At 64.9% G+C, this 20,823-nt stretch carries 20 protein-coding genes and 1 pseudogene; 10 read left to right on the top strand and 11 right to left on the bottom strand.

Going from position 1 to position 20,823, the window contains the following annotated elements:
* Nucleotides 1-104: 104 nt before the first annotated feature.
* Both FAS41_RS26540 and FAS41_RS26535 read right to left on the bottom strand, forming a co-directional pair.
* Entirely contained in the window at nt 105-956 is an 852-nt protein-coding gene (locus FAS41_RS26540) for a helix-turn-helix transcriptional regulator (RefSeq protein ID WP_138526338.1), read from the bottom strand.
* Between the two features lie 65 nt (nt 957-1,021).
* Nucleotides 1,022-1,623 (bottom strand): annotated as a pseudogene (locus tag FAS41_RS26535) (GNAT family N-acetyltransferase).
* Nucleotides 1,624-1,852: 229 nt separating this feature from the next.
* Between FAS41_RS26535 and FAS41_RS26530 the strand changes: the two are divergent.
* A complete protein-coding gene (locus FAS41_RS26530; RefSeq protein WP_138526337.1) occupies nt 1,853-5,329 on the top strand; it encodes a PAS domain-containing hybrid sensor histidine kinase/response regulator in 3,477 nt (1,158 codons plus the stop codon).
* Between the two features lie 135 nt (nt 5,330-5,464).
* On the opposite strand, the gene FAS41_RS26525 is transcribed toward FAS41_RS26530, so the two are convergent.
* The gene (locus FAS41_RS26525) at nt 5,465-5,923 is read right to left on the bottom strand and encodes a DMT family transporter (RefSeq protein WP_138526336.1); all 459 of its coding nucleotides are present in this window, start codon (nt 5,921-5,923) and stop codon (nt 5,465-5,467) included.
* An 83-nt stretch (nt 5,924-6,006) separates the two neighbouring features.
* Between FAS41_RS26525 and FAS41_RS26520 the strand changes: the two genes are divergently transcribed.
* Nucleotides 6,007-6,921, top strand: coding sequence for a LysR family transcriptional regulator (locus FAS41_RS26520; RefSeq protein WP_138526335.1), 915 nt, complete (start codon nt 6,007-6,009; stop codon nt 6,919-6,921).
* A 4-nt stretch (nt 6,922-6,925) separates the two neighbouring features.
* Here FAS41_RS26520 and FAS41_RS26515 read toward each other — a convergent pair whose 3' ends face one another.
* A complete protein-coding gene (locus FAS41_RS26515) occupies nt 6,926-7,744 on the bottom strand; it encodes a MerR family transcriptional regulator (protein ID WP_280056066.1) in 819 nt (272 codons plus the stop codon).
* Between the two features lie 270 nt (nt 7,745-8,014).
* On the opposite strand from FAS41_RS26515, the gene FAS41_RS26510 reads away from it, so the two are divergent.
* From FAS41_RS26510 to FAS41_RS26495, 4 genes are all read left to right on the top strand, one after another.
* Entirely contained in the window at nt 8,015-8,899 is an 885-nt protein-coding gene (locus tag FAS41_RS26510) for a M24 family metallopeptidase (RefSeq protein ID WP_138526334.1), read from the top strand.
* On the top strand, nt 8,896-10,668 hold the full coding sequence (locus tag FAS41_RS26505; RefSeq protein ID WP_138526333.1) for an SDR family oxidoreductase: 1,773 nt from the start codon (nt 8,896-8,898) through the stop codon (nt 10,666-10,668). Before FAS41_RS26510 ends, FAS41_RS26505 begins: the two co-directional genes overlap by 4 nt.
* Nucleotides 10,669-10,676: 8 nt before the next feature.
* On the top strand, nt 10,677-11,567 hold the full coding sequence (locus FAS41_RS26500; protein WP_138526332.1) for a metal-dependent hydrolase: 891 nt from the start codon (nt 10,677-10,679) through the stop codon (nt 11,565-11,567).
* A 94-nt stretch (nt 11,568-11,661) separates the two neighbouring features.
* A complete protein-coding gene (locus FAS41_RS26495) occupies nt 11,662-13,002 on the top strand; it encodes an NAD(P)/FAD-dependent oxidoreductase (protein WP_171049558.1) in 1,341 nt (446 codons plus the stop codon).
* Nucleotides 13,003-13,153: 151 nt separating this feature from the next.
* Here FAS41_RS26495 and FAS41_RS26490 read toward each other — a convergent pair whose 3' ends face one another.
* The 4 genes from FAS41_RS26490 to FAS41_RS26475 form a co-directional block, all read right to left on the bottom strand.
* Nucleotides 13,154-14,518, bottom strand: coding sequence for a DNA recombination protein RmuC (locus FAS41_RS26490; protein ID WP_171049559.1), 1,365 nt, complete (start codon nt 14,516-14,518; stop codon nt 13,154-13,156).
* A gap of 570 nt (nt 14,519-15,088) precedes the next feature.
* Entirely contained in the window at nt 15,089-15,298 is a 210-nt protein-coding gene (locus tag FAS41_RS26485; protein WP_138526329.1) for a hypothetical protein, read from the bottom strand.
* A gap of 77 nt (nt 15,299-15,375) precedes the next feature.
* Nucleotides 15,376-16,140, bottom strand: a complete 765-nt coding sequence (locus tag FAS41_RS26480; RefSeq protein WP_138526328.1) for an RES family NAD+ phosphorylase — start codon at nt 16,138-16,140, stop codon at nt 15,376-15,378.
* On the bottom strand, nt 16,141-16,509 hold the full coding sequence (locus FAS41_RS26475; RefSeq protein ID WP_138526327.1) for an MbcA/ParS/Xre antitoxin family protein: 369 nt from the start codon (nt 16,507-16,509) through the stop codon (nt 16,141-16,143).
* Nucleotides 16,510-16,778: 269 nt separating this feature from the next.
* Between FAS41_RS26475 and FAS41_RS26470 the strand changes: the two genes are divergently transcribed.
* Complete coding sequence (locus tag FAS41_RS26470) at nt 16,779-17,270, top strand: RcnB family protein (RefSeq protein ID WP_138526326.1); 492 nt, start codon at nt 16,779-16,781, stop codon at nt 17,268-17,270.
* Nucleotides 17,271-17,276: 6 nt separating this feature from the next.
* On the opposite strand, the gene FAS41_RS26465 is transcribed toward FAS41_RS26470, so the two are convergent.
* Entirely contained in the window at nt 17,277-17,720 is a 444-nt protein-coding gene (locus tag FAS41_RS26465) for a hypothetical protein (protein WP_138526325.1), read from the bottom strand.
* 124 nt (nt 17,721-17,844) lie between these two features.
* Here FAS41_RS26465 and FAS41_RS26460 point away from each other — a divergent pair, with 124 nt between their 5' ends.
* The 3 genes from FAS41_RS26460 (at nt 17,845) to FAS41_RS26450 (ending at nt 19,288) form a co-directional block, all read left to right on the top strand.
* Nucleotides 17,845-18,327, top strand: coding sequence for a GreA/GreB family elongation factor (locus tag FAS41_RS26460; RefSeq protein WP_138526324.1), 483 nt, complete (start codon nt 17,845-17,847; stop codon nt 18,325-18,327).
* A gap of 143 nt (nt 18,328-18,470) precedes the next feature.
* Nucleotides 18,471-18,818 carry a carboxymuconolactone decarboxylase family protein gene (locus FAS41_RS26455; protein ID WP_017522075.1) on the top strand — a complete coding sequence of 116 codons (348 nt, stop codon included), beginning with the start codon at nt 18,471-18,473 and terminating at the stop codon, nt 18,816-18,818.
* Nucleotides 18,819-18,919: 101 nt separating this feature from the next.
* The gene (locus FAS41_RS26450) at nt 18,920-19,288 is read left to right on the top strand and encodes a hypothetical protein (protein ID WP_138526323.1); all 369 of its coding nucleotides are present in this window, start codon (nt 18,920-18,922) and stop codon (nt 19,286-19,288) included.
* Nucleotides 19,289-19,338: 50 nt separating this feature from the next.
* Here FAS41_RS26450 and FAS41_RS26445 read toward each other — a convergent pair whose 3' ends face one another.
* Both FAS41_RS26445 and FAS41_RS26440 read right to left on the bottom strand, forming a co-directional pair.
* Nucleotides 19,339-19,713: a HEAT repeat domain-containing protein gene (locus FAS41_RS26445; protein ID WP_138526322.1), complete on the bottom strand. Its 375-nt coding sequence runs from the start codon at nt 19,711-19,713 to the stop codon at nt 19,339-19,341.
* A gap of 8 nt (nt 19,714-19,721) precedes the next feature.
* Nucleotides 19,722-19,913, bottom strand: a complete 192-nt coding sequence (locus FAS41_RS26440) for a Com family DNA-binding transcriptional regulator (protein WP_138526321.1) — start codon at nt 19,911-19,913, stop codon at nt 19,722-19,724.
* Nucleotides 19,914-20,823 lie beyond the last annotated feature (910 nt).

Below are 20,823 nucleotides of genomic sequence, written 5' to 3'. Positions count from 1 at the left end.
ACTCAGATTCTCTTTTCAGCATCTCGAACGACTGTTCATCAGGCACAGCAATAGGCCAGCAGCCCTTCAACGACGGGGTCTGGCTGATAACGTCGCAGGAAGAATCAGCCCGAACGGAACGACCGCGCGCAGGCCTGGCGATATTCGCCCGGGCCGACGCCATAGGCCTGCTTGAACTGACGGCTGAGGTGGCTCTGGTCGGCGAAGCCGAGCTGCATGGCCACGTTCACAGGCATGCAGCCCTGCTTGAGCAGCGCCCTCGCCTGTTCCAGCCGACGCTGCTTGAGCCAGGCATGCGGCGGCAGGCCGGTGGCCTTGCGAAACACCCGGGCGAAGTGGAAGGGTGAAAGCCCGACGGCGGCGGCCAGCTCTTCCAGTGATGGTGGATCCATCAGACGCGAACCCAGCAGCTCACGGGCTCGAGCCACGGCCACCGGCTCGTTGCCCACCGGCGGTGCCTCGGGAATCCGCGCATGACGCTGGAACAGCATCAGCAAGGCCTCGCGCCAGCAGGTCTGGCGCTGCAGCACGGTGGCATCGGAATCCAGCAGGTGGTGTGCGGCGAACAGCGCCTGAACCAGCTCCGGATCGAACACCACGCTGGCATCGAAGGACGGCGTGCCGCGTCCGCCCAACTCCAGCTCCTCCAGTACGCCGGAAACCTGCGCCAGCTCCGGGTAGAAGCCGCGGTAGCGCCAGCCAGCCTCGTCGGCCTTGGAACCGGTATGCACTTCGTCAGGGTTGATCAGCACCACGCTGCCAGCAGGGGCGAAGTGCTCGGCGCCTCGATGGTGAAAGCGCTGCGCGCCCTGCTCGATCATCACGAAGGCAAAACCTTCGTGGACGTGGGGCGAGAACACCTGCTCGATGTAGCGCGCGTGCAGCAGCTCGACGCCGCCCAACTCCTGGGCGCGCCAGAAACGGGTGCGTTCGCCGCTCGCGTGGTGTTCTGCCATGGTCCTGCCTCGATGTCACACCGGCGCTCCGGGAGCGAACGGGGCGATCACCTTACACCGCCCCTTCAGCCGTTGAAACCGGCTTCCAGCGCCGCCTTCACCTGCGGCCATTCCTGGTCGGTGATGCTGTAGAGGATGGTGTCATCCAGCCGCCCGCCGGCCAGGCGCCGGTGGTTGCGCAGCACACCCTCGCGCACCGCGCCGAGCTTCTCGATGGCGCGCTGGGAGCGTTCGTTGCTGGCGGCGGTCTTGAACTGCACGCGGACCATCTTCCAGCTGTCGAAGGCGTGGCGCAGCATCAGGTACTTCATCGTGGCGTTGAGCCCGCTGCCGTGCTGGGCCTGGTCCAGCCAGGTGGCACCGATCTCGCAGGCCGGCAGCGCCGGAAGAAAGTCCATGAAGCGTGTGGTGCCGACGATCTGGTTGCCCAGGCGTACTACCAGCGGCAGGGCGCGGCCCTCACGCTGGTCGGCCAGGCCCTGGCGGTACCAGTCCGGGCGCCCCGGTGCACTCATGAACTGCAGGACGTCGCGGTTCTGCTCCGCCAGCGTCACCAGGTCCGGCACGTCGGCCTCCACCATCGGCTCCAGGCGCAGGGCCCCGCGCTGCAAGGTGATGGGTAACGGTCTGAACATGGCGCCCTCCTCGAAGCACGACGCGAAATCATCGCTCACATCAGAGCGTAGCGGCCCGATGAAGTGCCGCGCGCCGGCAGGCGCACGACAGACGGACCGCGAAAAGGCCGGCAAGCTACCAGCCCGGCGCGCCGTCCTCAAGTGTGAGGCGCGACACAGCACCACTGAGACATTGGTAGCAGGCGTCTGACAGTTCCGGACTTTGGTGCGAAACTGCTGCCAGTGCTCCTGCGGGGGAGCCCGTTCACTTCCGGAGTCAGCATGTCGTTGTCCAGTGGGTTGATCGCAACGGTCGCCCTGCTCTACATGGCGGTCCTGTTCGCCATCGCGTTCTATGGCGACCGCCGTCGCGCGCCTCTTTCGCCGCGTGTCCGCGCCTGGGTCTATAGCCTCTCGCTGGCGGTGTACTGCACCAGCTGGACCTTCTTCGGCGCCGTTGGCCAGGCCGCCGACCAGCTCTGGTCATTCCTGCCGATCTACGTCGGCCCCGTGCTGCTGATGCTCTTCGCGCCCTGGGTGCTGCAGAAGATGATCATGATCAGCAAGCAGGAGAACATCACCTCCATCGCCGACTTCATCGCCGCGCGCTACGGCAAGTCCCAGGCGCTGGCGGTCGTGGTGGCGCTGATCTGCGTGGTCTGCGTGCTGCCCTACATCGCCCTGCAGCTCAAGGGCATCGTCCTCGGGGTGAACCTGCTGATCGGCGCTGGCCCCGACTCCACCGGCATTCGCGCCCAGGACACCGCGCTGATCGTGTCGCTGATCCTCGCGCTGTTCACCATCGTCTTCGGCACCCGCAACCTGGACGTCACTGAACACCACCGCGGCATGGTGCTGGCGATTGCCTTCGAGTCGCTGGTCAAGCTCACTGCCTTCCTCGCCGTCGGCATCTTCGTCACCTACGGCCTCTACGACGGCTTCGGCGACCTGGTAGACAAGGCCCGCGTCGCCCCGCAGCTCAACGAATACTGGAAGGAGACCGTGCACTGGCCGGCCATGCTGCTGCAGACCGGCGTGGCGATGACCGCCATCATGTGCCTGCCACGCCAGTTCCACGTGCTGGTGGTGGAGAACATCGAGCCGCGCGACCTGAACCTGGCGCGCTGGGTGTTCCCGATCTACCTGGTGCTGGCCGCGCTGTTCGTGGTGCCGATCGCCCTGGCCGGGCAGATGCACCTGCCGGCCGGCGTGATGCCGGACTCCTTCGTGATCAGCCTGCCGCTGGCCGAGGCCCATCCCGCCCTGGCGCTGCTGGCCTTCATCGGCGGCGCCTCGGCGGCCACCGGCATGGTGATCGTCGCCAGCGTGGCGCTGTCCACCATGGTTTCCAACGACATGCTGCTGCCCTGGCTGCTGCGCCGCAAGGGCGAGGCCGAGCAGCCCTTCGAGGTGTTCCGCCACTGGCTGCTGACCGTGCGCCGGGTGAGCATCGCGCTGATCCTCCTGCTGGCTTACGTCAGTTACCGCCTGCTGGGCTCCACCGCGAGCCTCGCCACCATCGGCCAGATCGCCTTCGCCGCCATCGCCCAGCTCGGCCCGGCGATGATCGGCGCGCTGTACTGGAAGCAGGCCAATCGCCGTGGCGTGTTCGCCGGGCTGGCCGCTGGCTCCTTCCTGTGGGCCTACACGCTGGTGCTGCCGGTGGTCGCCAAGGGCCTGGGCTGGCCATTGGAAACCTTCCCCGGCCTGGCCTGGCTCGCCGGCCGCCCGTTCGGCCTGTCCATCGAACCACTGACCCTCGGCGTGCTGCTCTCGCTGATCGGCAACTTCGCGCTGTTCGGGCTGGTCTCGGTGTTCTCCCGTACCCGTGTTTCCGAGCACTGGCAGGCCAGCCGCTTCATCGGCCAGGAAATCTCCCAGAAGCTCAGCTCGCGCTCGATGCTCGCCGTGCAGTTGGAGGACCTGCTGATGCTCGCCGCCCGCTTCGTCGGTGAGGAACGCGCGCGGCAGAGCTTCATCCGCTTCGCCTACCGCCAGGGCAAGGGCTTCACCCCCAGCCAGAATGCCAACGACGAGTGGATTGCCCACACCGAACGCCTGCTCGCCGGCGTACTCGGCGCTTCCTCCGCGCGCGCCGTGGTGAAGGCTGCCATCGAAGGCCGCGAGATGCAGGTGGAGGACGTGGTGAAGATCGCCGACGAAGCCTCCGAGGTGCTGCAGTTCAATCGTGCACTGCTGCAGGGTGCCATCGAGAACATCACCCAGGGCATCAGCGTGGTCGACCAGTCGCTGCGCCTGGTGGCCTGGAACCACCGCTACATCGAACTGTTCGAGTACCCGGACGGGCTGATCTATGTCGGTCGGCCAATCGCCGACATCATCCGCTACAACGCCGAGCGCAACCTCTGCGGCCCGGGCGACCCGGACCTGCACGTCGCCAAGCGCCTGTACTGGATGCGCCAGGGTACGCCGCACACCTCCGAGCGGCTGTTCCCCAATGGCCGGGTGATCGAGCTGATCGGCAACCCGATGCCCGGCGGCGGCTTCGTCATGAGCTTCACCGACATCACCAACTACCGCGATGCCGAACAGGGCCTGAAGGACGCCAACGAAGGCCTGGAGCAGCGTGTACAGGAACGCACCTTCGAGCTGTCGCAGCTGAACCAGGCACTCACGGAGGCCAAGGGCACGGCCGAGGCGGCGAACCAGTCGAAGTCGCGTTTCCTCGCCGCCGTCAGCCATGACCTGATGCAGCCGTTGAACGCGGCGCGGCTGTTCTCCGCCGCCCTCGCCCACCAGGAAAAACTGCCCGAGGAGGCCACCGAACTGGTGCGCCACCTGGACTCGTCGCTGCGATCGGCAGAAGACCTGATCACCGACCTGCTGGACATCTCGCGTCTCGAGGGAGGCCGCGTCAGCGCCGACGTCGCGGCCTTCCCGCTGAGCAACCTGTACGACACCCTCGGCGTGGAATTCCGTGTACTGGCCCAGGAGCACGGCATCGACTTCCACCTGCGCGGCAGCAAGCTACGGGTGGAGAGCGACATCAAGCTGTTACGCCGCGTGCTGCAGAACTTCCTCACCAACGCCTTCCGCTACGCCAAGGGCCATGTGTTGCTGGGCGTGCGCCGCGAGGCCGGGCACCTGCGGCTGGAAGTCTGGGACCACGGCCCGGGCATTCCGCCAGACAAGCTGCAGGTGATCTTCGAGGAATTCAAACGCCTGGACAGCCACCAGACCCGCGCCGAGAAGGGCCTGGGCCTGGGCCTGGCCATCGCCGACCGGCTGTGCAAGGTGCTCGGCCATCGCCTGGAAGTCCGCTCCTGGCCGGGCAAGGGCAGCGTGTTCAGCGTCAGCGTGCCGCTGGCTCGTCAACCCGCTCCTGTGCCGCTCAATGGGCACAAGGTGGAAACCCCGGAACAGCTCAACGGCGCGCAGGTGCTCTGCGTGGACAACGAAGACAGCATCCTCACCGGCATGAACAGCCTGCTCACGCGTTGGGGCTGCCGCGTGCTCACCGCGCGTAGCCGCGAGGAATGCCAGGCGCTGCTCGACGGCGATGCTCGCCCACAACTGGCGTTGATCGATTACCACCTCGACGATGGAGAATTGGGCACAGACCTCATGGCCTGGCTGCGCACCCGCCTGGGCGAACCGGTGCCCGGTGTGGTGATCAGCGCCGACGCCCGCCCCGAATTGGTGGCGCAGATCCATGCGGCGGGACTGGACTTCCTGCCCAAGCCGGTGAAGCCGGCGGCGTTGCGGGCGTTGTTGAGTCGGCATTTGAGCCTGAGATAAGACGGCCCGCCGTGACTTCGTAGCGGCGGCGGTTCGCGAGCAAGCTCGCTCCTACAAGAGCCACTCCGAAGCTCGGCGTCGCTGTAGGAGCGAGCTTGCTCGCGAACTCGCCCAACACCTCCACCTCCATGCAACTCACGCCACCCTCCCGCGCCACTGCAACAACACCACCCCGGCAATGATCAGCCCGACGGCCAGCAGGCCCTCGGGCGACAACCGCCGCACAGGGAAACCGGCCCATCCGAACTGGTCGCACAACGCCGACATCAGCATCTGCCCCGCCACCACGCAGGCGAGGAAAGTCGCCGCGCCCAGCTGCGGCGCGAGCATCACCGCGACAGTCAGGTATGCCGCGCCGAACAGTCCGCCCAGCCAGCCCCACCAGGGCGTGGTGGCTACTCCCGCGGCGGCCGGGAGCGGTACGCGGAACGCCAGCAGCGCAATGATCACCGCCGCCAGGCTGACACCCAGCGAGGTCAGGCTGGCACTCAGCGGATGACCCAATTGGCGCGCCAGCAGCGAGTTGCTGCCCGCCTGCAAGGCAACTAGCGCGCCCACACCGATGGCAGGCAGTAGCAGAAGCAGTTTCGACATCGAGTGGTCTCCATGGCTTGTCGATAGGGTTCAGCTTCTGCTATCCATCCTGCGCATGGAAATGAATGATTGGTACAACCTGAATGCACTCGATTCATGACCTGCGCCGCATCGATCTCAACCTGCTGGTGATCCTCGATGCGCTGCTGGAAGAACGCCACGTGTCCCGTGCCGCCGAGCACCTGGCGATGACGCAGCCGGCGGTGAGCCATGCACTCAACCGCCTGCGTGACCTGCTCGACGACCCGCTGCTGGTGCGCACCGGCAATCAGATGCAGCTGACCCGCCGCGCCTTCGAACTGGCCGGACCGCTGCGGGAAATCCTCGGCGGCGTGCGCCGGCTGGTGCTGGGCGATGACTTCGATCCGGCCAGCGCCGAGCTGGAGCTGCGCCTGGGCATGTCCGATTATGGCGCCTGGGTGGTGCTGCCCGCGCTGCTGCCGATTCTGCGCCGCGAGGCGCCGGGCATTCATCTGGACATCCGCCAGGCCTCACGCGTGGGCATGGCCGAACAGGTGGCGAGCGGCGAGCTGGACGGTGCCCTTGGGGTCTTCCCGATGCTGTCGGAAGGGCTGCGCGTGCAGCGCCTGTTCGAGGAGCGCTTCGTCTGCCTGTGTTCGAGGGAAATCCTGGGCGACAGAAAGCGCCTGGACCTGGACGCTTACCTTGCCGCGCCGCACCTGCGCGTTGCGCTGCAACAGAGCCCGGCGGAAGAAATCGACAGCCACCTGGAAAAGCTCGGCCGCCGCCGCAGGGTGGGCGCCACCGTTCCGCACTTCAGCGTGGCGCCAAGCCTGTTGGCGGGCACTGACATGGTCCTGACGATCGCCGCGCGGATGCTCCCCGATGATCTCGACAGCCATGGCCTGGCCAGCTTCGCACCACCGCTGAAACTGGCGCCTTTCGACTTCGTGCAGATCTGGTCGGAGACCAGCGAGGACGACCCGGCACAGCGCTGGCTGCGCGGCAAGCTGGCACAGGTCGCCGGCGACAGCTGAGGCGCTAGTCCGGCGTCTCCATGCGCCGGAGGATTTCCCCGACGCGCTCGCCGAGCATTTCGTTGGCCGAGCGTTTCAGGCCGCGCGCCAGCTCCACCAGTACCACCTGCTCGGCCACCGGCCGCAGGCGCTGGAAGACTTCGGCGAGGCGCTCCAGATCGGCTGCACCAGGCAGCAGGTCGGCACCGGGCTTGTCCACCAGGTGGGTCACCACCAGCCGCACGATGCCGGCGGCCAGGTGTTCGGTGTCGGTGCGCAGCACCGCCAGATGATCCAGCAACGCCGCCAGCGGAATACCGGCGCGGTACAGTTCGACACCGGCATTGAACAGGCGCGGACTGGGAATGCTGATGCGTTCGCCGTCGAATGCCAGCAGGCCCTGCGCCAGCGCCTGATCGATCACCGCATCATTCAGCTCGCCACCGAACAACGCTTGCAGGTCGGTGAACTCGATGCTGCCGGGGGACTCCAGGTTCCACGGGCCAACGATGGCTTCGTCGAGGCCGAGTACATGGTCCAGGTCATGGCCGCTCTCCCAGCTCTCCAGCAGCTCCTTGATGTTGGCGATGTTGTAACCGCGCTCCAGCAGGCGGTTGATCAGCCGCAGCCGGCGCAGGTGGCCGGCGAAGTACACCCCGGCGCGCCCCCGGCGCTCGGGTGGCGGCAGCAGGCCGCGGTCCTGGTAAGCACGCAGGTTGCGCACCGTGGTGCCGCCCTCGCGGGCCAGCTCATCCACGGAATACTCGCGCTCCTCTTCCAGTTCGGAAGGCGCGTCGTCCGGGCGCTGCAGCAGGCGCTGCAAGAGGTTCAGGGGTGTGCTCATGGCCGGATGATAGCCAGCGACATGCCCCCGGAACAATCGGAAGGATTAATCCTTCGGTGATCCTTTTCTCATCTCCCAGGCCCAACCAAAGACGGGAACTGCACCCGCTCGATTCCGCCCGCTCGCTCGGAACCCGCGCCGCCAGTGGCTCGTCGCTGCGGTAACACTCCAGGCCCGCCGCGCACGCATGGCGCAATGGTGAGCGATGGGTCAGCATCGATCATGACATCGACCGATGTAACGATAACAACAACCAGCCTGGAGAAAGTCATGTCCCAAGGCGCCTGGGTGCCCACCCCCGAAGACCTGCGGCACTTCCGCGAGATTCAGCAACTGGCCTACCGCTGCTGCGAAACCATTGCCGGCGAACTGCGCCCGGGCATCAGCGAGCGCGAGACCGCCGCCCTGATGAAGACCTGGCTGCTCGATCACGGCGTGCGCGACTGGTTCCACCAGCCCTTCGCCTGGTTCGGCAGCCGCACCTCGTTCAAGGGCTTCGACGGCCTGCGCCACTTGGGCGGCTTCAACCTGGCCTTCTACCCCGGCAAGCAGCGCCTGGAGGAAGGCATGCCCTTCATCCTCGACTGCGCGCCAACCCTGGGCGCCTACACCGCCGACGTCGGCTACTCCGGCGCACTGGGCCACAACCTGCTGGTGGAGCGCCTGATGGACGACCTGCTGGCGCACCGCAACCTGATCGTCGAACAAGTGCGCCAGCGCCTGCCGCTGGCCGAAGTCAGCCAGTCGGTGGACCGCCTCTGCCAGCGCCAGGGCACCCTGCCCCGGCACAAGGCCTACCCGTTCGAAGTCCTGGCCCACCGTGTGGAAAAACTCGGTGCGCGCAACACCGGCCCATCGGTCGCGCGCTTTGGTGTACGCAACATCGCCACGCTGATGAAGAACGCCCTGATCACCGGCCGCCGCGAAGGTTGGTCACCGCTGTGGTCGAGTAATGACCGTTCGCAGCACGCCCCAACGCCGGGCCTCTGGGCGGTCGAACCACACCTGGGCCTGCGCGGCGTGGGTGCCAAATTCGAAGAACTGCTGGTCGTCACCGAGGACGACGCCTACTGGCTGGACGATGACCTGCCCCACGTGCGCCGCTGGACCCAGCGCGGCCTGATCAGCGCCCCGGCGCGGCGGGAGGTGGCATGAACGCCATGCTGGAGAAAGCCCTGCCGGCACCGGAACGGCTGGACGTGCAGTCCGGCAACGTACGCCTGGCGGTCTGGCGCTGGGGGGAACCGCACCTTCCGATGGTGCTGTTCGTCCACGGCTACCCGGACAACCATGAAACCTGGCTGCCGCTAATCCGCCACCTGTCCGGCCGCTATCAACTGGTCGCCTACGACGTCCGCGGCGCTGGCGAATCGGACAAGCCGCGCAAGACCCGCGACTACCGCCTGGAGCTGCTCAGCCAGGACCTCAAGGCGGTGCTTGACGCCGTCAGCCCGCAACGAGCGGTGCACCTGGTGGCCCACGACTGGGGTTCAATCCAGACTTGGGAGAGCGTCACCGATCCGCAGTTGCGCGCACGCATTGCTTCCTACACCAGCGTCTCGGGCCCCTGCCTGGACCACGTCGGCTTCTGGATGCGCGACCGCCTGCGCCGCAAGACGCCGCGCGCGCTGTTGCAGATGACCAGCCAACTGCTGCACTCCTGGTACATCTACTACTTCCACCTGCCGCTGCTGCCTTCGCTGTCCTGGCGATTCGGCGCGGCGAAGGCCTGGCCGCAGTACCTGCGCAAGGTCGAAGGCATCCGCAACCCGGTGCGCAACCCGCACCAGGCTAGCGATGGCGAGCACGGGGTGAAGCTCTATCGGGCCAACTTCATCACCTCGATCTTCAAGCCGCGCAAACGGCACACCGAGGTGCCGGTTCAACTCATCGTGCCGACCCGCGACCGCTACGTCGGCCAACAATTGTTCCAGCAACTCTCGCTGTGGGCGCCGCGCCTGTGGCGCCGCGACGTCACCGCCGGGCACTGGCAGCTGCTTGCCGAGCCCGCTCAACTGGGCAACTGGATCGACGAGTTCGTCAGCCACATCGAGGGCGGCGAAGCCACACCGGAGTTGCAACGCGCCGCACTGAAACCGGGCTCCGGCCCGTTCGCCGGCAAGCTGGTGGTGGTGACTGGTGCGGGCGGCGGTATCGGCCGCTCGACCCTGCTCAGCTTCGCCGAACGCGGCGCCAGCGTGCTGGCCGCGGACATCGACCCGGCCGCCGCCGAGCGCAGCGCGGAACTGGCCCGCGCGGTGGGCGCCAGCGCCCACAGCTATTGCGTGGACGTGGGTGACAGTGTCGCCATGGAGCGCTTCGCCCAGTGGGTGAAGAACAGCCTCGGTGTGCCCGACGTGGTGGTGAGCAACGCCGGAATCGGCATGGCCGGGCCGATGCTCAAGACCACCCCGCAGGAATGGGAGCGCCTGCTGCGCATCAACCTCTGGAGCGTGATCGACGGTTGCCGGCTGTTCGGCCAGCAGATGGTCGGGGCCGGCAAGCCGGGACATCTGGTCAACGTTGCCTCCGGCGTGGCCTTCGCGCCCTCGCGCAACTACCCGGCCTACGCCACCAGCAAGGCAGCGGTGTTGATGCTCAGCGAATGTCTACGCGCCGAGCTGGCCGGCCACGGCATCGGCGTCAGCGCGGCGTGCCCGGGCTTCGTCGATACCGGCATCGTCCAGGCCACACGCTTCGCCGGCATGAATGACGAACAACAGGCGAAACACCGCGCCAGGGTGCAGCGCTTCTACCGTCGGCGCCGGCTCAGCCCGGACACCGTCGGCGAGCGCATCACCCGCGCGGTGGAACGCAACCAGCCGGTGGTGAAGGTCGGCAGCGAAGTGCACCTGGGCGCCCTGCAATGGCGCTTCATGCCCTGGCTGTCGCGCCTGTTCGCCCGCCTCAATCTGACTGCCTGAGAACTGCCATGAACGACCATCATCACAAGCTCGTACAACGCAAGGTGCAGTTCGACTACAGCGACTCGCCGCTGCACTGGATTCCCGGCGAGCCCGAGGCGTCCCACGCGATCAACGTCATCCACATGATGCTGCCGGCGGGGGAGTTGTGGTTCTGCCGGCTGTACAACAAGGCCCTGCCCTTCGTGAAGGAAGGCCGCCTGCGCGATGACGTGCAGGGTTTCATTCGCCAGGAAGCGATGCACGCCCGGGCGCACTCCGGTGCCCTGGAACGCTACCTGAGCCACCACGGCATCGACTCCACGCGTTACCTGAAGGTCATGGACTACCTGTTCGAACAACTGCTCAGCGACACACCGCTGGGTATCGAACTGTTCAACCGCACGCCCTGGCTCAAGCGCTGGTGGATCGGCCAGCGCTGCGCCATCGTCGCGGCGGTGGAGCACTTCACCTGCATTCTCGGCAAATGGATTCTCGAAGCCGACGCGCTGGACCGCGCCAAGGCCGACCCGGTGCTGCTCGACCTGTTCCGCTGGCACGGCGCCGAGGAAGTGGAGCACCGCAACGTCGCCCACGACCTGCACGTGCACCTGGGCGGCACCTTTGTCAGCCGACAGTTGTGGATGTTCGTGGTCTGGCCGCTGATCATCTACCTGTTCGCCTTCGGTACCCGCACCCTGTCGCGCCAGGACCCGACCATCGCCAAGCCACGCTCCTTCGCCGCCATCTGGCGCGATGGTTCGAAGACCGGCGTACTGCCGAAGATCAGCTCGCTGGCCACCAGCTTCCTGCGCTACTTCAAGCCCTGGTACCACCCGGACCACGAAGCCAACACCCAGGAAGCGCTGGACTACCTGGCCCGCTCGCCGGCCGCCAGCCGGGCCGCACGCGCCTCATAGGGCCTGTTCGCGTGCCCGCGCAGTGGATGCGCGGCGCACGCCGAACGCATACTGCGGTCTTCTCCGTTCGTTACAGGGATGCCGACGTATGCCGATGGGAACCTACCCCCTCCACCCCGCCCTTCCCTCCCGCGTGGAGCGCCTGCCGGAGCAAGCGGATGTGGTCATCGCCGGCAGTGGCATCATGGGCTGCGCCACTGCCTGGCAGCTTGCCGGTCTTGGCCTGAGCGTGCTGGTGCTGGACAAGGCTGGCCTCGCCAGCCAGCAGTCCACCCGCGCCTGGGGCTTCGTCCGCCAGCAGGCGCGCGACCCGACGGAAGTGCCGCTGATGATGGCCGCCATTCCACTCTGGGAGCGCCTGGAAGCAGAGCTGCAACTGCCGCTGGAATGGCGCCAAGGCGGCTGCCTGTACCTGGCCGAAACGCCGGAGCAGCAGCGCAAGTACGAGGACTGGCTGAAGGTCGCCGCCAACTTCGGCCTCGGTACCCGGCTGCTGGGGCGTGCGGAAGTCGCAAAGCTGATGCCGGCGCTGAGCGATCCCGCACTCGGCGCCCTCTACACTGCCAACGACGGCCAGGCGGAACCGCGCCGCGTTGCCCCGGGTTATGCACTGCGCGCCGCCGAGCGAGGTGCCTTGTTCGTCGAGGGCTGCGGCGTCACCGCAATCGACCGCGCCGCCGGCGCGATCTGCGGCGTGCAGACCGAGCGCGGCTATGTAAAGACCCGGCGATTACTGGTCTGCGCCGGTGCCAGCAGCTGGCGTCTGGTGCAGAGCCTCGGGCTGGAGCTGCCGCAGCAGGCCGTACGCTGTACCGTCTCCCGCACCAGCCCTGGCCCGGACATCGGCGCGCAGAGCTTCATCGGCCATGGTATCGGCTTGCGCCAGCGCACCGACGGCAGCATCAACCTTGCCGACGAAACCCAGGCCGACATCGACCTCAATCTCGATTACCTGCGTGGTGCGCGGCACTACCTGCCGCATCTGCCGGAACACCGCGCGGGCTTCTCCTTCAAGCTCAATGGCGCGCTCTTCCACGACCTGCGCCAGCGCCTGCCCGGCTCCGAGCGTAGCGTGAACGGTCCCGTACTCGGCGAACGTGATCCGCAGGTAAAGGCAAACACCTCGCGCGTGTTCCAGGCGCAGGCCAACCTCGCCAAGGCATTCCCGGCGCTACGCGATGTGAAGGTGGTGGAAAGCTGGGCCGGCCTGATCGACGTGCTGCCCGACGGCATCCCGGTGCTTGATGCTCCGCCTGAAGTGCCGGGCCTGCTGATCGCCACCGGCTTCTGCGGCCACGGTTTCGCCATGGGCCCCATCGTCGGCCAATTGATGAGCCAGTGGATTCACAAGGGCGAAGCCGGGATGGACCTGCATGCCTTCAGGCTGCGGCGCTTCGCCGATGGAACGGCGGGTAAGCCCTACTCCCTTTTCTGACGGAGCACATACGTCCCACCGGGGAAACAACGCCGGGCTCTTCGTAGGAGCGAGCATGCTCGCGAACAGGGCCTGTCGGCCACAGGGATGTGTACGAGAGATAGGGGTTCGCGAGCAAGCTCGCTCCTACAGGTCCGTTTGCAAGCCGGGCCTACTCGCCCTCTTCCACCACCGGCGCATCATCACTCAACGCCCGCTCCAGCCAATCCGTCGGCAGGTTCTTGCTGGCCCGTGCACCCAGCAGCTTCACCTGCTCTGCGCGACTGATCAGGTTGCCGCGCCCTTCGCAGAGCTTGTTGCGCGCCGCCGCGTAAGTCTTGTCCAGCTGCTGCAGGCGGGTGCCCATCTCGTCCAGGTCCTGCACGAAGAGCACGAACTTGTCGTACAGCGCTCCGGCACGCTCGGCGATCTCGCGGGCGTTCTGGTTCTGCCGCTCCTGACGCCACAGGCTGTCGATCACCCGCAGCGTCGCCAGCAGGGTCGTCGGGCTGACGATCACGATGTTGCGCTCGAAGGCCTCCTGGAACAGGTTCGGTTCGGCCTGCAGCGCCGCCGAGAAAGCGGCTTCGATCGGCATGAACAACAGCACGAAGTCGAGGCTGTGCAGGCCTTCGAGGCGGCGATAATCCTTGTCGGAAAGCCCCTTCACATGGCTGCGCAGCGACAGCACATGCGCCTTGAGTGCCTGCTGGCGGATCACCTCGTCGTCCGCGGCGATGAACTGCTGGTAGGCAGTGAGGCTGACCTTGGCATCCACCACCACCTGCTTGTCGCCAGGCAGGCGGATCAGCACGTCAGGCTGGAAGCGCTCGCCATCCGGCGCGCGCAGGCTCACCTGGGTTTCATACTCGCGGCCCTTCTCCAGGCCGGCGTGTTCCAGTACGCGCTCAAGCACCAGCTCTCCCCAGTTGCCCTGGGTCTTCTGGCCCTTCAGCGCACGGGTCAGGTTGGTGGCTTCCTCGCCCAGGCGCAGGTTCAATTGCTGCAGACGCTCCAGCTCCTTGGTCAGCGAGAAGCGCTCACGAGCCTCGGCCTGGTAGCTCTCCTCCACCCGTTTCTCGAAGGACTGGATGCGCTCCTTCAGTGGGTCAAGCAACTGCCCGAGACGCTGCTGGCTGGACTCGGCAAAACGCTGCTCGCGTTCGTCGAAAATCTTCCCGGCCAGCTCGGCGAACTGTGCCCGCAGGTCATCCTTTGCGGCTTGCAGATCGCCCAGGCGCTGCTGGTGATTCTCCTGCTGCTCGCGCAGCTCGGCCGAGAGCGCCGCATGCTCGGCGGAGAGTCGACGCAGTTCGACTTCCTTATCGGCGCGCTCGGCCTGCCAGTCCTGCTCGGCGTTGCCCAGGCGCGCACGCTCGTCTTTGCCCAGCTCGACTTCACGGCGCAATGCCGCTGCCTCGGCGGAGAGTTCGCTGTGTCGGCCACTAAGGCGCTGGAAAGCCTCGCGGTCCGCTTCGGAGCGGGCGGACAGTCCGTCCTGCGCCAGTTGCGCAGTGGCCAGGCGCTCGCGCAGCAGGGTTGCCTCCTGTTCCACCTCCACCCTGCGCGCCTGCAGGCGCCACGCGAGCGCCGCCATGGGCAGCAATCCGGCGAGCGCACCGAGCAACAGGGCGGAAAGATCGAGAGGCATGCAGGACTCCGAGGTGTGGCAATGGATCGCGCCAGTCTAACAGTCGCCCGCGCGATCAGCCCTCGTCCGCTGTAAGGGCCCTGGGACAAGGCTCCTGAGCAAGCGCTCGGGACAATCCACAGAAGCTGTGGATAACTCAGTGGAGAACTTGCTTAAAACATCCCATACCCCCAGTGAACTGGGGCCGCACGACAGATTGGTGATTTTTTCACCAATAGAAATTTTCTTTATTTTTCAACAAATTAAAAAACGCAAGGAAATTCACGGGGTGGCCATCTGCAATGTTTCGGGGCCTTGACAGAGTGCGTCAGCATTGTGCACAAGTGCGCGCCACGCAGCAGCCGACCGCCCCGTTTCAGGGCAGTGGATAGGAAGTGTTCTCAGGCAGACAGTGCATTCAACCGGGCTACGTGTGCGTCGGAAGCTCCGTCCTCCGACGCCGATACCCAGAGAATTTCATGCGATCTGAACCTGCCGGCGCGGCATACGCTGCGGCCGGACGATGCGGGGTGGCTCGGGAAGCTGAATCGCCAGCTGCTCGGCGGCACAGACTCGCGCATAAATGCGCTCGGCCGAACTGCGGCTGGTGCAGTCGTAGAAGAATTGATTGAGGTAAACGCGCCAGCGACGATCGTCGCTGGGATGGACGGCTATCCGTATATCCATGGTCTGGCGCTCCCTGCTTGGCCATCCCGCAACATACACCGCTCACCGTGACACGACAGTGGCAAAACGATGAACGGTCAGGCCGGATGCGGCAGCCTGCCATCCACCAGATATTGCTCGCGCCGGTAGAGTCGTGGGCTGTCGGGCACCTGCGCATGCTTGAAGGCGACATACTCGGAAGTCGTCTCGCATAGCCACGGCATCAGGTTACGCGGGCGCTTCTCGGTGAACGCCGAGGGAGCGAACAACGCGACGTTCACGCCGCCCTGCGGGCAGCGTGCCGAACGGTATTCAAAGGCCTCCACGCCCGCCTCGCGCATCGCACTTCCCAGGCCTTGGGTCACACTGTAATCCTGCGGATCGAGCAGTGCTTCGTGCTCACGGAAAGGCGGCAGGTGAAGACGCACCCCCTTCTGCACCTGGAAACGCGCTTCGAACGAGGCGTGCTCGGAAAGGATTCGCCCACTGGGCGGCGGCGTCGCCATCCCCTCCCACAGCACGAAACGGTAGAAAGCTGATTCCGCCATGGCCGTTTCCAACTTGAGCGCGCCGTAGAACAGGCTCGGCTCATGCCGCCGACCGAAGCGCGAGCCCCAGCGCAGCGGCGGATAACGAAACGGCGTCTTCAATAGATAGTGCAGCGGCTCGGCGGCAGGTGGCATGTGCGGCTTGCTGGTTTCCAGCAACTCCTCGAGTAGCGCCTGCTCTTCCAGGGTGTCCACCAACTGCAGCGTCGCCACCTGTCCCTGGCTCTCCACCAAACGCACCAGGCGCCCACGAATGGGAGCGACGACCGAATCCTCATACTTCGCCCAGAGACGGGCGCCAGCGGTGAAGGACATTCAGACCTTGCCCCGGATGGCGTCCAGGTACTCGACCACCGCAACCAGCCCCTGCACCTGCTCCATCAACTGAAGCGGCACGCCGCCCAGGTGGTGGTTCTCGGTACGCAGGAAGTGGCGCATGTCTTCATGGTTGCCACCGAACAGCGCGAACAGCGCGCGGTAGATGCGCACCAGCAATAGCGCCAGCTCGCCGGTCTTGCTGTCGACGCGCAGGCCGTTCTGCTTCCAGCGACTCACCGCGCTGCGGTCCACGCCGACGATGGCGGCCAGTTCCTGCTGGGTCATCGCCAGGTGTTCGCGCGCCGTCAGCACGGCCTTGGCCAGGACGGCATCGGCGACCGGGTTTTCCTTCAGCAGAGCACTCATGGCGAGTCTCCTATCAGTGCATTTGCTGCAAACATATCATCAAATGCTGAAACTGCACAAAGATAGCGGCACAAGGAAATACACCGGATTGCGCTTTCGTCCGCTCTGTATCAGCGAACTGACAAAGCAGAGAATTTCTTTACCGAACATTTACTTACGCTTGGCGTTCGTTGACCTGCCCGCGCGGTCTCATGAAGTACCCGGATCGTCCGGGACGATGAAAGCAGGATTCGCACTCCGGCACTGCCGGATGCTTTAGGAGAAACACCATGAAGAAGTCAGTCGCCCTGATCTGTGCCGCCCTGATGCTCGGCAGCCCGCTGGCGAGTTTCGCCCAGCCGGGGGGCGGCCCGGACAATGGCCCGAACCGTCCGGACAATCGACAGCCGCAGCAGCAACAACAGCGGCCGCCCCAGCAGCAACAGCAACACCCAGGGCAGCAACAGCAATATCAGCAGCGACCTCAGCAGCAACAGCCACACGGCAACTACAACCAGGGGCGCAATGGCCACAGCGATCCGCGCTACTACAAGAACCCGAACTATCGCCCGCAAGCCGGTATGCCCGTGCCTCATCGCGATTGGCGCCGTGGAGTAGTCGTGGAACCGAACTACCGGGGCGACCGTTACTGGGTCACTGACTGGCAAGCCCGCCACCTTTACGCTCCGCCGCGTGACCATCGCTGGCTCTACGTCAACGGCGATTACATCCTGGTTGCCATTGCCAGCGGGCTGATCGTCAACATCCTGGCCGGCTACTGATCCGCTTCAGGCACTGGCGCTGAGCATGGAGCCCGCGCCGCTACCGCCGGCCTTGCGGATCGCCTCGGCCAGTGCCGCGGCGGTCTGCTGCATGGCTGCGCTAGTGCTGGCGATGCGGCTTTGCAGCGCCATGAGCGCAGCAGTGCGCTCGGCATCCGAGGAATAGTGGCGCTTCTGCGCCTCAGCCAGCTCCCGCTGCTCCTGCTGCAACTGCTTCTGCAATTCCTTCAGGCGCTTCTGCAGTTGTTCGACCGTTGTGCTGGAGCCTCCAGAGCTGCCGGAACTCTTGTCGCTCTTGCCGCTGGGCGCTGTGCCGCCAGCTTGCAGGCGCGGGCTATCACCGGTACTACTGGCGCTCTCATTGGTAGTTCCAGCCGATGCTTTGGCATCACTCGCCACACGAAGCTGGGTGGCAAAAGTCTGGATGGCGGGGGTAATGGAAAGGCTCATGCCGGATGTCCTTTGCTCCGGGAATTCAGCCGTTCTATCGGCCGTCGTGGGAAAAACTTGAAAGCGCCTTCGCACAACACGACAAAGCCCCTAGGATAGGCGCCTTTATCTCCAGCCTGTCACCATGGACAAGAAACGCGCCTATCAACTGATCCTCGTCCGCCTCGCCGAAGACCTCGAGGTCGCCGTACGCGCCGCCCGGACGGCCCACGAAACCGCGACCCACGAGGAGAATGTCGCCGAGAACAAGTACGACACCCTTGGCCTGGAAGCAGCCTATCTCGCCGCCGGTCAATCGCGCCGCGTAGAAGAAATCCGTCAGGCCCTGTCGCTGTTCGAGAATCTGCAACTGCGCGATTTCGACGAGGACCAGGGCATCCAGACCAGCGCCCTGGTGCAACTGGTCAACGAACGGCACCAGCAGCGCTGGGTGTTCCTCGGCCCTGACGGCGCCGGCCTCAAAGTGCAGTACGAAGGTACCGAGATCCTCGTCATCACCACCCGCGCCCCACTGGGCAGCGCCCTTCTCCATCGCCATCCCGGCGACGAAGTGGAAGTGGGCACCGGTGGCGCGCGCCAACGTTACGAAATCCTCGACGCCTGCTGAAAGTCTCTATGCCCGTCCGCTTCTCAGCAGTCGAGCGCATCGATGAAAAAACTGAGCGGAACAGACAATACCCGGCACACAGGCTGGCGCAGACTAAGCTTCAAGGCCACACCTCATCCCTCCCGGCCTCAAGGAGAAGCACCATGCTGTTCAACTGGTCCGAGTACGTCCCTGCCGTGAAAAAAGCCTTCGGCGCCCTGGGCAAGAAACACCCGAAGATGATCGCTGCCTACCAGGCCCTCGAGGCCGCCGCCGCTGACGGCGACGCCCTGGACGCCAAGACCCGCGAACTCATCGCCATTGCCGTGGCAATCACCACCCGCTGTGATGGCTGCATCGGCGTCCACGCCGAAGCCGCGCGCAAGGCCGGCGCCACCGAAGCCGAGATCGCCCAGACCCTGGCCACGGCCATCTCGCTCAACGCCGGCGCCGCCTACATCTACTCCCTGCGCGCCCTCGAAGCCTACGAGTCCGCCGCCGCCCCGAAATGAGTCCTCGCCCGCAGCGCTTCTCCAGCGCCGCGGGCCTGCCTCTTTCCCTTCAGAGCCCGGATGGGGTATCAGTGGGGCCTAACCAGCCAAAGCCTCAGCCCATGTCGCAGCCCACACTCGGTTTCTGGAAACTCACTTTCGCAATTACCACCGGCATCTGGCTTGGCTGCCTGGCCGTTGCCGTTACTGCCTGGCTGATCTGGCCCAACCTTCCACCCGCCGTCGTCACCCGCCTCGCACAACCATCCGCAGGAACTCCCGCCAGCCACCTGCCTGCGCGCAGCAATGAAGAGATGTTCCAGCAATACCTGCAACGGCAGCAGGCCACGCAGGAACAGCAGAATCGTCAAATAGAGAAATCGGAGCAGGAAAAACGCTTCAGTGGCGCGCCGTGCCAGTTCTGGCTACAGCAGTATCAGGCGAATCCCACTGAGGGGAATCAGCGGAAGATGGATGGATATTGCGGATAAGGAAAATGATCCAGCGAGGCGCCTCAATGTTCAGGGCGCCTCGCGGCCCCTTACTGCGCCTTGCGCAATGCAACACTCATTGCATTGACCGAGGTACTTTTGGCATACATGGAAGTCTCGGTGGCATAGGCATTAAACAGGAAACTAACACTTCCAGGCCACCCCGAATCCGCTAGTGCGGTGTAAACCTGAGCTCGCATGTACTCGCTACTATCACCGGCAAGCTCAAGCAAACGATCAATGGCTGGCTGAGTGCCAATCTCTGCCAGTGCACTCACGGTAGCGCTCGTCCGCGCCGGATCCTGCGATTGCAGCAGCAGATAATTCAGCGCGTCGTCCCCGCCCAGCGCCCCGAGCGCATTGAACCCCTGCGAAAAAAACCCATCGCCTACGATTTGAATCAGTTTTTCAAAAGTGGTCGTCATGATGCTAGTCACCTGTCAGTAATGATTGAGGGAGCTCGCAGTCGTGCTGCACGGAAGTCGCTCACAGGCGATAGTGAGAGGCTCGGGGCCTTCAGATGATTGAGGGTGCCGCAGCGAGTGCATTTCACCTGAACTTCGGAAAAGGCTCCCACTTGAGCCAATAAGCGGTTGCAGTTGCCACAACGGAAATCGTTCAACATCTCCAGAGTCCTTGCTCCGAATCGATGAATCAATGAATCAATGAATCAATGATCCGACAAGGGACGGTTCTTCATCAATTGGTCAGCGAGAATGTGCGTTCAATACACGGCCATAAGTGGACTTCGCACCGCTATCGTCAACCCTCCAGGCGCGAGCTGGTTGCGCTTCGCGAGCCTTACTGCCGATGGCTACCGGCCGACACCCGAAGCACGGCGACGCACATTTGGCAGACACATCCCAGAAAGCCCCCTCTGAAACGCCAGGCATTCCAGCAGCTTCGGCCATATGCCAGCCATCTGCCCCATAGAACGCCAGCCTGAGCCCTTGCAGCGCCGCTTGCATGCACCACAGGCACTAAAGGAACCAAGCGAAGCCCGAGGAAATCACTGGGCCGGCACGCCCCCAGCCCCCCCCCCCCTACGCCGCTCAACCGCGCACAAACTGGGTGTTGCTCGCGCGACGAAAATGGATCCGCCTCAGCGGAAGGATTATGTCGCCAGCGATGGCTGAATTCGGAAGGCCGAACGATGCGCGGGCTGCGCGTGGCGGCGAACAGACCTGAGCAGACGGGATTGAGCCTAAGGGGGAGTCGCTCTTCCAGTACGCATCTCAATCGCAATGCTTCTCTACGATCGATATCCGCGAATCCATGTTCAACGATGTACCCGGCGAGAGTCCCTTGTTGCTCTGCGCACTCCGATAGCAGCGCACTCATCTACAGAGACAATAATGGCGCGAAAAAACCATGAACGATGGAGCCCGCCACATATCAAGAGCATGACGGCGCTCCTGTCGTGGATAATGGGGCTCGTAGAAACAACCTGGCAGGGTACCTGTCCTGAACGGAAGGCGCAGAAAAGACAAAACCCCTGAAACGCTAAGCATTTCAGGGGTTTCGGCCATCTGTAA

It is taken from the genome of Pseudomonas nicosulfuronedens (assembly GCF_005877905.1).
Lineage (GTDB): Bacteria > Pseudomonadota > Gammaproteobacteria > Pseudomonadales > Pseudomonadaceae > Pseudomonas > Pseudomonas nicosulfuronedens.
The sequence above is the reverse complement of the archived record's forward strand: the minus strand, read 5'-3'. Positions and strand labels throughout refer to the sequence as shown.